Origin of the sequence: Tsukamurella tyrosinosolvens, assembly GCF_900104775.1 — a bacterium.
Taxonomy (GTDB): Bacteria; Actinomycetota; Actinomycetes; order Mycobacteriales; family Mycobacteriaceae; genus Tsukamurella; species Tsukamurella tyrosinosolvens.
Genome location: NZ_FNSA01000003.1, coordinates 2435381 through 2449010, shown reverse-complemented (window position 1 = coordinate 2449010; position 13630 = coordinate 2435381). Strand labels below are relative to the sequence as shown.

The following is a 13630-nucleotide window of genomic DNA, read 5'->3' as shown; positions in this document are numbered from 1 at the left end:
GGCTCGTGGAGGTTCCCGTCGTGATCGCACCGTCGACCGGCAGCCCTGTCGTGGGAAAGCTGTCGACGCTCGATCGATTCCTGCCGGTGTGGATCGGTGTCGCGATGGTGGTCGGGCTGCTGCTCGGCCGGTCCGTGCCCGGCCTGGGCACCGCGCTGGAGGCGGTGCAGGTCGCCGGCGTCTCGCTGCCCATCGCGGTGGGCCTGCTCATCATGATGTACCCCGTGCTCGCCAAGGTCCGCTACGACCGTCTCGACGCCGTCACCGGGGATCGGCGGCTCCTCCTCGGCTCGCTCCTGCTGAACTGGATCGTGGGCCCGGCGCTGATGTTCGCGCTCGCCTGGATCCTGCTGCCGGATCTCCCCGAGTACCGCACGGGGCTGATCATCGTCGGCCTCGCCCGCTGCATCGCCATGGTGATCATCTGGAACGACCTCGCCTGCGGCGACCGGGAGGCCGCCGCCGTGCTCGTGGCCCTCAACTCGGTCTTCCAGGTGCTGATGTTCGCGGTCCTCGGCTGGTTCTACCTCTCGGTCCTCCCCGGGTGGCTCGGTCTCGAGCGCACGACCATCGACACCTCGCCCTGGCAGATCGCCACGTCGGTCGCCGTGTTCCTGGGGCTTCCGCTGGCCGCCGGCTACCTGTCCCGCCGGATCGGGGAGCGGGCGAAGGGGCGTGAGTGGTACGAGTCGACTCTTCTGCCCCGCGTCGGGCCATGGGCCCTCTACGGTCTGCTGTTCACCATCGTCGTGCTGTTCGCCCTGCAAGGGGAGCAGATCGCGTCGCGGCCGTGGGACGTGGCCCGGATCGCTCTGCCGCTACTGGTGTACTTCGCCGTCATGTGGGGCGGCGGATACCTCCTCGGCGCGGCCCTCGGCCTCGGCTACGAGCGCACCACGACGCTCGCTTTCACCGCGGCGGGCAACAACTTCGAGCTCGCGATCGCCGTCGCGATCGCCACGTACGGAGCCGCGTCGGGGCAGGCCCTGGCCGGCGTCGTCGGTCCCCTGATCGAGGTCCCCGTCCTCGTCGCACTGGTCTACGTCTCGCTGGCGCTGCGGCGCCGCTTCACCGCCGAGGGGTCCGCCGCATGAACCCGTCCGTCCTGTTCGTCTGCGTGAAGAACGCGGGCAAGTCGCAGATGGCCGCCGCACTACTGCGGCAGCGCGCCGGAGGCACCGTCGACGTCCACTCGGCCGGAACCCGGCCGGGCGACGCCGTCAACGCCCTGTCGGCCGAGGCGCTCGGCGAGGTCGGCGTCGACATCACGGCCGAGACGCCCACGCCGGTCGATCCGTCCCTGCTGGCGCGGATGGACCGAGTGGTCATCGTGGGAGCGGAGGCGCACCTGGATGTCCCCGAAGGCCTCCCGTGCGAACGGTGGATCACCGACGAGCCCTCCGACCGCGGCATCGATGGGATCGAGCGGATGCGCCTGGTGCGTGACGACATCGCCGCGCGGGTGGCAGTGCTGGCGGAGGAACTCACCCGGCGACGGTAGAACTTCGTCGTCACTCCGCCCGGGCCGGCACCGACTCGCGCTCGGCGAGGGAGCGAGCGTCGAGGGCGCGCACCAGTTCGACGACGGGCCGGTGGACGGCGGTGACCACGTCGAGGGCGGGATTGACGAGGCCGCGCAGGAGGCTGTAGCCGGTCCAGCGTGCGGGCGCGATCGTGCGCGCGGCGCGGCGCTCGATCCCGCGGACGGTGCTCTCGCCCGCCTGCTCCGGCGTGATCCGGGCGGTCAGGAACGACGGCAGGAGGTCGGTCACCGCGGAGGCGAGTGGGTCCTCGTCGAAGCCGACCTTGACCATGTGGGTGTCGACGAAGCCGTAGTACACGACGCCTGCGGTCGCGCCGTAGGGCGCGAGCTCGACGCGGAGCGCGCGGCCGAGCTGCTCGACGCCCGCCTTCGCCACCGCGTACGGGGAGACGCCGACACCGTTGACGAAGGCGTAGACCGACGACGTGAGCAGCAGGTGGCCGTTGTTCTTGAGGACGTGCGGCATCGCGGCGAGGACGGTGTTGTAGACGCCGTGCAGGTTGACCGCGAGGACCCGGTCGAACTCCTCGGGGGCCATGCCCTGCACGGTGGCGCCGCGCGGGGCGATGCCGGCGTTGGCGACCACGACGTCGATCGCTCCGAACCGGTCGGCGACGGCGGTGAACGCGTCGGCGAGGGCGTCCCGGTCGGTGACGTCGGCGGCGAGGCCGATGGCGCCATCGCCGATCTCGGCGGCGGCCGCGGCGACGTCGTCCTGGCGGAGGTCGAGCACGGCGACCCGCGCGCCGCGGGCGGCGGCGGCCTTCGCGGTGCCGAGGCCGATGCCGCGCGCGGCTCCCGTGATGACGACGGTCCGGCCGGCGAGGTCGAGGTTCATGGTGGGGGCTCCTTAATCGTGGGATGTCAGCCCGCGAAGGCGTAGGCGGTGAGGGGGAACCGGCGGCTCTGCCAGGCCGCTTCGAGCGTGGTGGACGCCCGGAACGGGACGTCGCCCTGCTGGGTGAAGTAGTAGCTGTTGGCGCCGGCGCAGCTGGGATCCGAGAACACCTGCAGCGGGCGGCGCGCGAGGATCGACTCCATGTAGGACTCCTGCGCGGTCGACGTGACCTCGGCGGTCGTCGCGTCGCGGCGGCGCGCTTCGTCGAGGACCCGGACGATGTGGGCGGCGCTGTTCTCGACCAGCGTGAAGAACGAGGACCCGTTGTAGCCGTACGGGCCGAACACCGTGAAGAAGTTCGGGAAGCCCGCGGTCGCGACGCCCTGGTACGAGTGGAACCGCCCGGCCTCCCAGTGTTCGGCGAGGTCGGTCCCGTCGGCGGCCGTGAGGCGGTAGGTAGGGAGGGCGTCCCGGTCGGTGACCTTGAAGCCCGTGGCGAGGATCAGCACGTCGAGGAGGTGCTCGGTGCCGTCCGTCGTGCGGATCCCGGTGGGCGTGATCGCCTCGATCGACGTGGTCTCCAGCGCGACGTTGGCGCGGTTGAAGGTCGCGAGGTAGGAGTTGTGGAAGCTCGGGCGCTTGCAGCCGAGGGCGTACGTCGGCGTCAGCTTGTCCCGGGTGACCGGATCAGAGACCTGTGCCCGGATGTAGTTGCGGGCCGCGACCTCGAGGACGTCGGTGCCCGGAATCCACTTGTGGAAGTGGGCGAGCACCGGGAACGTCGCCTCGACGAACGCCTGGCTGGCGAGCCGCGCGGCCTGCCGTACGCCCGGGATCGCGGCCAGACCTGCGCGGCCCACGCTGCCGAGCGGGAAGTCGGGCTTGGGCAGACACCAGATCGGCGTGCGCTGGAAGACGGTGAGCTGTTCGGTGCCGGCGGCGATCTCGGGGATGACCTGCACCGCCGTGGCGCCCGTGCCGATGATGCCCACGCGCTTCCCAGCCGTGGTGACGTCGTGATCCCACCGGCTCGTGTGCATCGTCTCGCCCTCGAAGGAGTCGATGCCGTCGATGTCCGGGAGCTTCGGCTGGCTCAGCGGCCCGCCCGCGTGGATGAGCCATCGCGCCGTGATCTCACCGGTGCTGGTCGTGATCGTCCAGCGGGCGGCGGCACCGTCGAACGACGCGGAGTGCACGCGCGTGCCGAAGCGGAGCCGAGGGGCGAGGCCGTACTCGTCGACGATCTGCTCCGCGTACGCGCGCAGTTCCCGGCCTGGCGCGTAGCTCCGCGACCACGTCGATCGCTGGGCGAAGGAGAACTGGTAGCTGAACGACGGGATGTCGACGGCGACGCCGGGGTAGGTGTTCCAGTGCCAGGTGCCGCCGGGGCCGGCCGCATCGTCGACGAGGAGGACGTCGTCGAATCCCGCCCGGGCCAGGGCGATCGCGGTGCCGAGGCCGGAGAACCCGGCGCCGACGATGACGATCTCATGGTGGGGGACCACGGGGAGCGGTGTATCGGGCACGGGTGCCGCCTCATTTCAGATACGATGAGTATTCGAAAACAGACTGTATCCCGATAGGATGGCCGGATGCAACGGTTGTCGAGGGCGGACGCCCAATCGCGCACGCGGGCACTGATCGTCGCCTCGGCGACGGAACTGTTCCTTCGCGACGGGTTCACCGCGACCTCACTCGAGGCCGTCGCGGCGCATGCGGGCTTCACCCGCGGCGCCGTCTACTCGAACTTCGCCAACAAGGTCAGCCTGGGCACGGCGGTCATCGACGGCCTCTACGAGCAGGAGACGGCGCGGGTGCTGGCCCTGGCGGAGGCCGCGCGGGCCGACGGTCTCGCCGCGGTGATCGACTCCCTCGACGCCTGGGGCCGCACCATCGTGGGGGACCGGGCGTGGTTCCGGCTCGAAATGGCGGTCTCGGCCACCAGCGCCGCGGACGGCGCGCTGATGACGGCGACGGCGTCGCGCTACGAACGCATCCGCGCCGCCACGACGGCACTCGTCGAGGAGCTCGAGGCGGCCCACGGGCTCGAGCTGCCGGTGGATGCGGAGACGCTGGCGCTGGGCCTGTTCAGCCTGATCCTGGGGCTGGGCATGCAACGCGCCACCGATCCGACGGTGTCGACCGATGTCGTGGCGGTCTTCGTTCAGCGGCTGCTGGGGGAGTAACGAAGGAGAACGACGCCGCTGTCGAAGCGTCGATGGTCGAGGAGTTCGAGGTCGACACGGATGCCCGTCGGGAGCCCCGGTTTCCCGCCGCCGACGGCGAGCGGCAGGACGTACAGCTGGACCTCGTCGATGAGGCCTGCGGCGAGCGCCTGGGCGGCGAGATCGGCGCCGCCGAGGAGGAGGTCGCGGTCGGAGGCGGCCTTGAGGGCACGGACGTGATCGCGGTCGAAGGCGCGCTCGATCCGGGTGTTCGCGGTCGACGGTGTCGTCAGGCTCGTGGAGTAGACGACCTTCGCCGCCGCTCGCCATGCGGCCGCGAAGTCGGCTGCGGCAGGGGAGCGCCCGGCCAGAGACGGGTCGGTCTCCCAGACGGACATCATCTCGTAGAGGCGCCGGCCGTACAGGAGAGTGCCGGCGGATCGCATCAACGCGGTGTGTGCGGCGAAGACGTCGTCGTCGCCGGGAAGCCAGTCGAAGCGACCTTCGTCATCCTCGATGTAACCGTCAAGGGAGACGTTCGTCGGGTAGATCAATGAGGGCACGACGCTAACACTCGTCTCGCGTCGGCCGATCCGTCAACGATCGCCAGGTGCTAGTCCCACCAGAACGACCACCGGTCCCACGTGGACAGGCCTTGGCTGTAGGTCTCGGGCACGGATGCTGCGAAGTTGTCGGGGCAGATCCAGTAGTGCTCGGAGACCAGCTTGCCGCGCTGCTGCGTGGTTTCGGGGCGATTCCCAATCTGCACCTCGAGCGTGTCCCACCCGATCGACACCAGTACGGCTTCGAATCGGTCTTCCCATGATCGGAGAACCGCGGTGATGTCGGCCCCGGTGAGCTGAGAATTGGTCGCACCCAGCCAGCCCAGGGCTGCGGGTACGTCGGCGGGGCGCGCGACGGGGACCAGGAGGAGTCCACCGCCCTGAGCGATCCGAAGTCGGCTCGGCGTCAGCTCCGGACCCGGCTGACGTCGCGCCAGAGACGTCACCGGTGGCACCATCGGCTCGAGGTCGGCGCTATAGCGCGCGTGGTCGCGGCAGAGGCGCTCGTACACGGCCTGCGCTGTCGGGACCGCGGTCAGGGATAGAGGCGGTCCCGTATCCGGCCACGGAGGTTCGAGGGTGCTGCTGCTTCGGTATTGCGTCGGAATCCTCATCGGCCACAGGCCCGTGCGGGAGAACGCGCCTGTGAGATCTCGGATCAGTCCGGTCAAGCGATGCTCGCTGAGTACGTCGGTTCCGAGCCAGGCGACGGCGACGCCGTCGGCGTTCTGCACCTGGCGCCCGGGTGGCAGCGTGACACCGCCGACCTCGGCGGCGCCAGGTGCCGGCAATCGTCCCGGTACGGCGCGGAACGTCGGAGATCTCGCGCTGTCCTCACTCGACCCGGTTGTTGGGCGCGGCGTGCAGTCGAGGGGTGCTACGGAGGTGGGCGCGGCGGCGCTGGGCGCAGCGGCTCTGGTCGGATCGGCGGCGTTCGGACCGCTACCGCACGCGCTGAGCACGAGCAGGCCGACCAGAATGACTGCGTTCAGGGATACTGATCGCGCCGGCGAGCACCTCGCCAGGCCTCGTGTGCAGGACATGTCACCAGCATGTCGGTCGAAGGTTGTTCATCACCAAAGGCTGGCCTGCCCAGGGGCGGGTCGGGCGCGAGGGGTAGGCAATGATCGGGCTACTGGAATCCCTGTGTATCGGATTCCAACGTCATCGTGGACACTGTCGCCCACACGCTCGCTCCTGACGGGCCAGGAGAGCGTGGGCCCCGGTGGAGTCTCGGCGTCTGCCGATCTTCACACTGATCGAAGCGTGGTTCTCGACGTGATCCTGCCTTCAATCTGCCGCAGCGGTAATCGCTGCGATCAAGTCCGCGGAGCGGAATTGGCGACCGCCGATGCCCCATCCACCGTCTGGGGCGTTCATGATGTTTACCCAGGTGTCGTCGGAGGAATGATCCTCCACGGTCAGGTCGGCGACGATCTCGGTGGCGCGCGCGATGAAGTCTGCGCGGGCGGCCACATCGGCGAGGCCGATATCCGGCAGCTTCAGTTCCACCATGACGAGACGGCTGTGGGCGGCACCCGCGTACACGTTCTCCGTGGGCAGGACGTGGACCGTGCCGCCGATAATCTTCGACAGGGAGTTTCGATCGTGTGCGCGGATGATGCGCATCCAGAATCGACCATGTGGCATGTGGTGTTTCTGCGACTCGACATGACTGGATAGTGTCAATATCAAGTTGTCATTGTTGCCCGTCATTCGTCGATCTGGGCCTGTCGGTAGTAGGCGAATCGGTTGATCGCCTCGTCGGCGGTCATCAGGCCAAGCTCGACGTCGACGAGCGGTGCGATGAAATGCCGGTATGGCGGCTCGGCGCCGGCGAGGTAGTTCGAGTAGATGACTGAGCTGATGCGGTCTTGCTGCTCGGCCGAGAGGTGCGCGAGCAGGTCTGCGCTGTCGGCAAGCCACCACGGCAGAGGCGCTGAGTTCATTGTCTTGAATGTACTTTCGCCAGAATAGTTTTCGCTAGGCAGCCGGTCGTTCCACTCTTCGCGGATCAGTCGTGTTCGGGGAGGTCTTTGAGCTGGTGCTCGGCGGCGTTGAGGGCTTCGATGAGGAGGCGCCGGACGTGTCCGCCGCGCACCCGGTAGAGCAGGCGGCGGCCGTCGCGCCGGTGCGCGATGAGGCCTGCGAGTTGGAGTTTGGCTAGGTGCTGGGATACCGCGGGGCGGGCCTGGCCGACCTGTTCGGTGAGGGTGGTGACGTCGAGCTCGCCGGCTCCGCTGAGCGCCCAGAGGATCTTCGTCCGGGCCGGCACGGAGAGCATCTTCAGTGCCAGGCAGGTCGCCTCGATCTGCTCGTCGGGCGGCGTCCGGTCCCATTCCGACGTGACGTCATGTGCGTACACGGTCACAGGATAGCCGGTCGGCAGTCCGCTCCTATGGTTAGTATGTGCGTACACAGGCACGCGTTTGTGGTGTGGGGCTTTCGAGAGGTGAGATGTGACGTCGCTGTTCGGGATCCGGGACTACCGGCATCTGTTCACGGCGCAGGTGGTGGCCCTGTTTGGCACGGGGATGACGACGGTCGCGCTGGGACTGTTGGCGTACGACCTAGCGGGTGCGCGGGCTGCCGCTGTGTTGGGGACGGCGCTGACGATCAAGATGGTCGCGTACGTGGTAATCGCGCCGCTGGCGACGGCGTACGTGGATCGGATGCCGCGGCGGCTGTTGCTGGTCAGCCTCGATGTTCTGCGGGCGTCGGTGGTGCTGGCGTTGCCGTGGGTCGACCAGGTGTGGCAGATCTACGTGCTCATCGCGGTCCTGCAGTCCGCGTCGGCGGCGTTCACGCCGACGTTCCAGGCGGTGATCCCCGACATCGTCACCGACGAGGCGCAGTACACCCGCGCACTGTCGGCCTCGCAACTGGCGTCGACGATGGAATCGCTGCTGAGCCCGGTCCTGGCGGCGGTCGCGCTCGCGGTGATGAGCTACCACTGGTTGTTCGGGTTCACCGTCATCGGCTTCGCGCTGTCCGCGCTGCTGGTGGTGTCGACGTCGATCCCGGACGCAACGCGCAGTGCCCGGGCGGGCGTGTTCGACCGCACCTTCGCGGGCGTGCGGATCTTCGCAGCGACGCCGCGGCTGCGCGGCGTCCTCGGGCTCGACCTGGCGGTCGCCGGGGCCGGGGCGATCGTGATGGTCAGCACCGTCAACGTGGTGCGGGATCACCTCGGCGGGACGCAGGCCGGCGTCGCCTGGCTGCTCGCGGCCTCGGGTATCGGGACCATGCTCGTCGCGCTGCTGCTGCCGCGGCTGCTCGACAGGGTGCCGGAGCGGCCGGTGATGCTCACCGGCGGCGCACTGCTGGTCGTCGCTGCCGCCGCGGCGGCGGTGCTGATCTCGGTGCCGGGCGCGCTGGTATGGCCGGCCGCGGTCGTGGTGTGGTCGGCCATCGGGATCGGGATGAGCCTGGTGCTCACCCCGGTCGGGCAGGTGCTGCGACGCTCCTCAGTACCTGCGGACCGGGCGTCGGTGTTCGCCGCGCAGTTCTCGCTCTCGCACCTGTGCTGGCTGATCACCTACCCGATCGCCGGATGGCTCGGCACCTCCGCCGGGTTCGGCCCCGCCTACGCGGTCCTCGGCAGCTTGTCCCTAGCCGGGCTGCTGGTGGCGGTGCGGATGTGGCCGCGGCGTGATCCGAGCGAGCTCGAGCATCAGCATGTGGCCGCAGAAACGGCGCCTGAGCATCTTGCCGACGCGGTCGCCGTCGGTGGCGGTGTCTACCGGCACCGGCACCCGTTCGTCATCGACACCGAGCACGTCCGCTGGCCCGCCTGACCCGGACGAGCCGCGAGCGCAGCAGGAACGTAGCCGTCAGGGAAGTGGGAGCCCTGCGACGGCGGCCGCGGCTCCGAGGGCGGCGCACACGCCGAGGGTGCGTAGTACGGGCCACTTGAGTCGGAAGATCAGTACCAGGGCGATGACGGTGATGACGGTGCTGACCGGCTGCCAGGTCGCGAGGTCCGGCCATTGGAGGTTCACCGGTCCCCATCGCACCGTTGTGGTCTCGGCGAAGAGGGTGTGGAAGGCGAAGTAGAGCGCGAGGTTGGCGATCACGCCGACGACGGCGGCGGTGATCCCGGTCAGGGCGGCCGAGAGGGCCTTGTTGTTGCGGAGCCGCTCGATGTACGGGGCGCCGAGGAAGACGAACACGAAGCAGGGCACGAAGGTCACCCAGGTGGCGATGAGGGCGCCGAGGGTGCCGGCGAGCCAGGGGTCGAGGCTGCCGGGGTTGCGGTACGCGCCGACGAACGCGACGAACTGCACGACCATGATCAGCGGGCCAGGTGTGGTCTCGGCGAGTGCGAGGCCACGGACCATCTCGCCGGGTGCCAGCCAGCCGAAGACCTCGACGGCGCGTTGAGCGACGTAGGCGAGCACGGCGTACGCGCCGCCGAAGGTGACCAGTGCGGTGCCGGTGAAGAACAGTCCCTGGGTGGTGAAGACGCTGTCGGTACCGGTGAGCAGTGCGAAGGCGAGCACGGGCACGCCCCAGGCGACGATCCCGATCGCCAGCACCAGGAGCGTGCGGCGAGCTGCGGGACGTTCAGTGTGCAGGATGTCGTCCGGGATCAGCGGCGGCTTCTCGTCCGCCTCCGTCGCGGTGGTCTTGGCGGGTCCCTGAAGAGCCTCGGGACGAGTGCGGCCGAGGATGCAGCCGATCAGGGCCGCGATGGCGATGACCACGGGGAAGGGGAGTGCGAACACCGACAGCGCGAGGAACGAGCCCACGGCGAGCAGCTTGAGCGCGGGCGTGGTCAGGGCCCGGCTACCGACGCGGTGCACGGCCTGGGCGACGATCGCGACCACTGCGGGGGCGAGGCCGGCGAAGATCGCGGTGACGGCGGTGGTGTCGCCGTAGGCGATGTAGATCGCGGAGAGGGCGAGCATCGCGAGCATGCCGGGGAGGACGAACAGGGTGCCGGCGGCGATGCCGCCGCGCGTACCGTTGAGCAGCCACCCGGTGTAGATCGCCAATTGCTGAGCCTCCGGCCCGGGAAGCACCATGCAGTAGTTGAGGGCGTGCAGGAACCGCTTCTGCCCGATCCAGCGCTTCTCGTCGACGAGCGTGCGCTGCATGACCGCGATCTGACCGGCGGGGCCGCCGAACGTCTGCAGGCTGATCGCGAACCACGCCCGCAGGGCGACGCCGAAGGGGATGACATCACCGGTCGGGGGCCGCTCCCGCGGCTGTCCAGAGCCGTCGGTGTTCGGCGGCGCGGCCAGGTCTTCGCGTGCGGCTCCGTTCTCGGGAATGCTGTTGTGAGACATGAAGGGATTCTCCTTGAAGGCGTGAGCGGTGAAGGCCGGTGCGGCGTTCGGTTAGAGGGGAGCGCGGCCGAGCAGGGAGCGGCGGAAGAACTCGTAGAGGCCGTCGAAGACCGGCCCGGTGACCGTTATCGTCTGCCGGTCGTCGCCGATCATCGACAGGCCCCGTAGGACGGTGTCCAGGCCGGCGGCCTCGGGAGCGTCGTAGCGATCGTCCTCGATGTCGGCCTCGTGCACGATCTCGGCGATCCGCCAGAGCGCGGGGTCATCGAGGTCGTAGCGCCGCAGGATCGTCTCGAACGTGCAATCGCCGCCGTGGTGGGACAGCTCGACTCCGCGCATGTCGAACGGCGTCGCGTCCGGTGGAACCTCGTCCGGGCCCGCGACGAACACGAACTCCGCTCCCGGGTCGATGAACCGGACGATCAACCACGCGCACGCCGCGCGGTCGATGTGGATCCCGGCGCGTGTGCTCCACCTCACCGGACTGCTCCCTCTGCGCCGGTCGATACACCGTCGCTGAGCTGCCGAAGAGCGGCGCGGGCACGATCGCGTTCCGCGGGCGGGAAGTAGTCGCGGCGCGCGATCTGCCGCCACTGTGCCCGCAGACGGCGCACAGTCTTCGTCCTGTCCGCTCCGGCCGTGGCCGCAGCGGCCTGCGCCTGCTCGGCGAGGTCGGTGTACTCCGCCGCCCGGGCGGTGGTCATCTGCTCGATCAACACCGCTTCCTGCGACCGGGACGTGGGCGTGGCCACCCATACACCGGCCTCGCCGCCCCACTCGTGGACTTCATCGGCCAGCCATTCCATGTGCTCGCGGGACCGGGCATCGTCGGGGAGTGCGACGACGCCGTCGGACATCTGCGCCACCCCCAGCTTCTTAAGCTTGCGCCACAGAGTGATCCGTGGCGTGGACGGCTCCCGAGGGAGCCGATAGCTCAGCAACACCCACCGTCCACGCTCGGTCGATCCGTATCCAGCCACACGATCATGTAACCACGGTTGCATCGCAGCGTCGCGGGCTAGCCTCCGCGTGAGCGGAACCTGTCAAGCAACAACTTTGTCGGTCGGTCTCGTTAGAGTCGTGGCATGTTGTTGGAGCGGCTCGCCTACCCGTTGTGTGCGATCTTCGTGGCTGTCGCCCTGGGGTTTCTCGCTGCAGGAAACGCGCTGGGCACGGCGTGGTTTGCTATGTCGGTGATGTGGTTCACGCTCGGCTACACCCGGCGGCCGCCGAAGTCGTAGGTCGTGGTTCGGACCTATGGCCGGCGCTGGCCGATCTCGGAGGCGTAGCGGGCGTACGTCACGGCGGCGAGGTCGCTGTGGCGTGCAGTGACCTGGTAGCTGTAGCCGATCATGTCCGCGACGATCGGCGCTGGTGCTCGTTGGACCAGGGTGCGCAGGGAACTGGTGCGGCCCGCAAGCAGCGTGAGTCCCATACTCCGCAAGCTCTTCGTCACTGTCTGGGAATGCAGGTGTCGCCCTGCTCCGGTGCCGGGGAACAGGTAGTCATTGCCGCCGCCCGTACCGCTGGTCTGCAGGTTGGGGCGTTTCTCGAGGAGTACATAGATCCAGGTTGCAAACAATGCGGGCACAGGTACTGGGGTGGGACCGAACCGCAGGCGGAGCTCAGTCGGAGTCAGCTCGACGTCGCTGACGGTGAGAGCGACGATGCGGGTGAGCGGCTGCGCGTACAGCAGCATGAGCAGGCCAATGACGACGGCGGCGGATCATGCATCCGCTGCAATAATAACGCTTCGTAATGTCATAATGTAGATTATCGGTGAATCGAGGTGCGCGCGGGAAGGCCGTGGACGACGGCGTGTGCATGCTCGTCGTCTTCTGTGTCCGGAGTGTCGGTGCGCGCCTGTCGCTCGCCGGCAACGACGGCCGCGCTCGACGTCTCGCGTCAATCCTGTATCTGATGGCCGGCCTCCGTATTCTCGTGCTGCGGGCCCCGTTCCTTCTGTCTCTTGCGCCCTGTTCCTCGTATCCGACGGCGCTCGCAGCCCGTGTTCTGGCATCGGGATCCGTCCCCGATGGTTCCGGGCCGCGGCCACCGGCCGTCGTGGCATCCAGTGAGACCTGATCAATACGTCACAGTGACGTATTAATCAGGTCTCCGTGGCCCCTTGTTGCTCGGCGTGCGGACTCGTTGATGGATTGGGTGAATGCTCACGAGAGAGGCTATTGCAATAGCAATAGCCTCTCTCTTACTCTTGTGGCGCATGGTGAACCGCGGACGAATGAGGAATTCGTTCGTGTGCGCAAGGAGGAATTATGGGTAGGCATAGTCGTGAAGAAGTCGCGGCCGTTCCGATCGTCGACGGCTCGCTCGACGATACGGTGCAATTCAGTCTTCCCGGCCTCGATCTCGCGCGACCCACTTCCGCGCTGGCCAGTTCCGATACGCGCCAAATGGCCATAGATTCGATTTCACGCATGATCGATTTGATAGATATGATCGATAGTGCGCCGGATCCACGCGCCGCCCGTCGGGTGGCGCATCGTGGCGCGTTGGTCAACTTCCGTCAGATCGCCACGGCCGGAAATCGATTCGCCCACGCCGCTGCCACCCGGATGCGTCATCCCGTCGCCGGCCGGCATCGATTCACAGCGGAATCCGGCGGCGACGCGCGACCTCCTACGGGGAACATTAACCATCGGTGGTCGGATAACGCTATTGTTAACACCATGACCAATGAAGACCTCTCCGTCCTCAAGCGCGCGCAAGAACTCGTTCGCAAGCACGATGAGGAAGTCCGTGCCCAGCGAGTCGAGCGTGAAGGCCGGGTGCGCCAGACGGGATCGCTGATCGCCACCTACAGCGCCGACTGTGCGCTCCGCCTCGCGGAGCTGCTGGACTTCTCCACGAAGGACGGCCCCGTCGACAAGATCAAGTGGCAGCTGTCCGCCTCCGGCGAGAAGCTGATCTCGTTCAACCCCGAGGACAACGACCTCATGGTCGACATGCACCGCATGCCGATGCTGGTCACCAACGTCGAGGGCTACACCGTGGGCGTGCAGCACCTGCTGGGCACCGACGTGTACGCCTTCGGCCTCACCGACGGAGAGGACAACTGGAGCGGCTTCGAGGACCTCGAGGGCTTCGGTCGCGCCACCCTCACCCCGGGTAATCGGTACAAGTGGGGCGAGGTCTCGCTCTCCCAGTACAACGAGTGACAACTCCCCCGTCCACGTAGCCGGGCGCGCCCACGGGCGTGCCCGGCTTCT

At 68.2% G+C, this 13630-nt stretch carries 18 protein-coding genes; 6 read left to right on the top strand and 12 right to left on the bottom strand.

Annotation, left to right across the window (positions count from 1 at the left end):
• The first annotated feature begins 20 nt into the window (after nt 1-20).
• Complete coding sequence (gene arsB / locus BLW32_RS13305; protein ID WP_068742310.1) at nt 21-1094, top strand: ACR3 family arsenite efflux transporter; 1074 nt, start codon at nt 21-23, stop codon at nt 1092-1094.
• The gene (locus tag BLW32_RS13300; protein ID WP_068741872.1) at nt 1091-1501 is read left to right on the top strand and encodes an arsenate-mycothiol transferase ArsC; all 411 of its coding nucleotides are present in this window, start codon (nt 1091-1093) and stop codon (nt 1499-1501) included. Before arsB ends, BLW32_RS13300 begins: the two co-directional genes overlap by 4 nt.
• Nucleotides 1502-1511: 10 nt before the next feature.
• Here BLW32_RS13300 and BLW32_RS13295 read toward each other — a convergent pair whose 3' ends face one another.
• Entirely contained in the window at nt 1512-2381 is an 870-nt protein-coding gene (locus BLW32_RS13295) for a short-chain dehydrogenase/reductase (protein ID WP_068525696.1), read from the bottom strand.
• Nucleotides 2382-2407: 26 nt separating this feature from the next.
• On the bottom strand, nt 2408-3886 hold the full coding sequence (locus tag BLW32_RS13290) for a flavin-containing monooxygenase (protein ID WP_068741873.1): 1479 nt from the start codon (nt 3884-3886) through the stop codon (nt 2408-2410).
• An 87-nt stretch (nt 3887-3973) separates the two neighbouring features.
• Between BLW32_RS13290 and BLW32_RS13285 the strand changes: the two genes are divergently transcribed.
• Nucleotides 3974-4567: a TetR/AcrR family transcriptional regulator gene (locus BLW32_RS13285; RefSeq protein WP_068741874.1), complete on the top strand. Its 594-nt coding sequence runs from the start codon at nt 3974-3976 to the stop codon at nt 4565-4567.
• Here the strand turns inward: BLW32_RS13285 and BLW32_RS13280 are convergent.
• The 5 genes from BLW32_RS13280 to BLW32_RS13260 all read right to left on the bottom strand — a co-directional run bounded on the left by BLW32_RS13280 (nt 4546) and on the right by BLW32_RS13260 (nt 7474).
• Nucleotides 4546-5109 carry a dihydrofolate reductase family protein gene (locus BLW32_RS13280; RefSeq protein ID WP_068741875.1) on the bottom strand — a complete coding sequence of 188 codons (564 nt, stop codon included), beginning with the start codon at nt 5107-5109 and terminating at the stop codon, nt 4546-4548. The genes BLW32_RS13285 and BLW32_RS13280 overlap by 22 nt on opposite strands.
• A gap of 50 nt (nt 5110-5159) precedes the next feature.
• Nucleotides 5160-5843, bottom strand: coding sequence for a DUF4253 domain-containing protein (locus BLW32_RS13275; protein WP_068741876.1), 684 nt, complete (start codon nt 5841-5843; stop codon nt 5160-5162).
• Between the two features lie 556 nt (nt 5844-6399).
• On the bottom strand, nt 6400-6825 hold the full coding sequence (locus BLW32_RS13270) for a tautomerase family protein (RefSeq protein WP_175546295.1): 426 nt from the start codon (nt 6823-6825) through the stop codon (nt 6400-6402).
• Nucleotides 6822-7058: a hypothetical protein gene (locus BLW32_RS13265; RefSeq protein ID WP_068741878.1), complete on the bottom strand. Its 237-nt coding sequence runs from the start codon at nt 7056-7058 to the stop codon at nt 6822-6824. Before BLW32_RS13265 ends, BLW32_RS13270 begins: the two co-directional genes overlap by 4 nt.
• 65 nt (nt 7059-7123) lie before the next feature.
• Nucleotides 7124-7474, bottom strand: a complete 351-nt coding sequence (locus BLW32_RS13260; protein WP_068742311.1) for an ArsR/SmtB family transcription factor — start codon at nt 7472-7474, stop codon at nt 7124-7126.
• A 94-nt stretch (nt 7475-7568) separates the two neighbouring features.
• On the opposite strand from BLW32_RS13260, the gene BLW32_RS13255 reads away from it, so the two are divergent.
• Nucleotides 7569-8906 (top strand): MFS transporter, encoded by a 1338-nt coding sequence (locus BLW32_RS13255; protein WP_068741879.1) that lies wholly within the window; start codon nt 7569-7571, stop codon nt 8904-8906.
• A 36-nt stretch (nt 8907-8942) separates the two neighbouring features.
• Here BLW32_RS13255 and chrA read toward each other — a convergent pair whose 3' ends face one another.
• From chrA to BLW32_RS13240, 3 genes are read right to left on the bottom strand one after another with little or no spacing between them, the layout of a single operon-like run.
• Nucleotides 8943-10400, bottom strand: coding sequence for a chromate efflux transporter (gene chrA, locus BLW32_RS13250; RefSeq protein ID WP_082791424.1), 1458 nt, complete (start codon nt 10398-10400; stop codon nt 8943-8945).
• A 51-nt stretch (nt 10401-10451) separates the two neighbouring features.
• On the bottom strand, nt 10452-10880 hold the full coding sequence (locus tag BLW32_RS13245; RefSeq protein WP_068741880.1) for a chromate resistance protein ChrB domain-containing protein: 429 nt from the start codon (nt 10878-10880) through the stop codon (nt 10452-10454).
• Entirely contained in the window at nt 10877-11404 is a 528-nt protein-coding gene (locus tag BLW32_RS13240; RefSeq protein WP_068741881.1) for a Chromate resistance protein ChrB, read from the bottom strand. The genes BLW32_RS13245 and BLW32_RS13240 overlap by 4 nt, the downstream gene beginning before the upstream one ends.
• An 81-nt stretch (nt 11405-11485) precedes the next feature.
• Between BLW32_RS13240 and BLW32_RS27540 the strand changes: the two genes are divergently transcribed.
• The gene (locus BLW32_RS27540) at nt 11486-11641 is read left to right on the top strand and encodes a hypothetical protein (protein ID WP_156486415.1); all 156 of its coding nucleotides are present in this window, start codon (nt 11486-11488) and stop codon (nt 11639-11641) included.
• Nucleotides 11642-11655: 14 nt separating this feature from the next.
• Here BLW32_RS27540 and BLW32_RS13235 read toward each other — a convergent pair whose 3' ends face one another.
• Complete coding sequence (locus BLW32_RS13235; RefSeq protein ID WP_068741882.1) at nt 11656-12099, bottom strand: site-specific integrase; 444 nt, start codon at nt 12097-12099, stop codon at nt 11656-11658.
• 733 nt (nt 12100-12832) lie between these two features.
• Nucleotides 12833-13003, bottom strand: coding sequence for a hypothetical protein (locus tag BLW32_RS27535; RefSeq protein ID WP_156486416.1), 171 nt, complete (start codon nt 13001-13003; stop codon nt 12833-12835).
• 87 nt (nt 13004-13090) lie between these two features.
• Between BLW32_RS27535 and BLW32_RS13230 the strand changes: the two genes are divergently transcribed.
• Entirely contained in the window at nt 13091-13579 is a 489-nt protein-coding gene (locus BLW32_RS13230) for a hypothetical protein (RefSeq protein WP_139286145.1), read from the top strand.
• Nucleotides 13580-13630: the final 51 nt, after the last annotated feature.

What these genes read in the sequence shown, in the direction of transcription:
- BLW32_RS13300 (WP_068741872.1), top strand. Translation starts at nt 1,091, where the DNA reads ATGAACCCGTCCGTCCTGTTCGTCTGCGTGAAGAACGCGGGCAAGTCG.
- BLW32_RS13295 (WP_068525696.1), bottom strand. Translation starts at nt 2,381, where the DNA reads ATGAACCTCGACCTCGCCGGCCGGACCGTCGTCATCACGGGAGCCGCG.
- BLW32_RS13285 (WP_068741874.1), top strand. Translation starts at nt 3,974, where the DNA reads ATGCAACGGTTGTCGAGGGCGGACGCCCAATCGCGCACGCGGGCACTG.
- BLW32_RS13270 (WP_175546295.1), bottom strand. Translation starts at nt 6,825, where the DNA reads ATGACGGGCAACAATGACAACTTGATATTGACACTATCCAGTCATGTC.
- BLW32_RS13265 (WP_068741878.1), bottom strand. Translation starts at nt 7,058, where the DNA reads ATGAACTCAGCGCCTCTGCCGTGGTGGCTTGCCGACAGCGCAGACCTG.
- chrA (WP_082791424.1), bottom strand. Translation starts at nt 10,400, where the DNA reads ATGTCTCACAACAGCATTCCCGAGAACGGAGCCGCACGCGAAGACCTG.
- BLW32_RS13240 (WP_068741881.1), bottom strand. Translation starts at nt 11,404, where the DNA reads ATGCAACCGTGGTTACATGATCGTGTGGCTGGATACGGATCGACCGAG.
- BLW32_RS27540 (WP_156486415.1), top strand. Translation starts at nt 11,486, where the DNA reads ATGTTGTTGGAGCGGCTCGCCTACCCGTTGTGTGCGATCTTCGTGGCT.
- BLW32_RS13235 (WP_068741882.1), bottom strand. Translation starts at nt 12,099, where the DNA reads ATGCTGCTGTACGCGCAGCCGCTCACCCGCATCGTCGCTCTCACCGTC.
- BLW32_RS27535 (WP_156486416.1), bottom strand. Translation starts at nt 13,003, where the DNA reads ATGCCGGCCGGCGACGGGATGACGCATCCGGGTGGCAGCGGCGTGGGC.
- BLW32_RS13230 (WP_139286145.1), top strand. Translation starts at nt 13,091, where the DNA reads ATGACCAATGAAGACCTCTCCGTCCTCAAGCGCGCGCAAGAACTCGTT.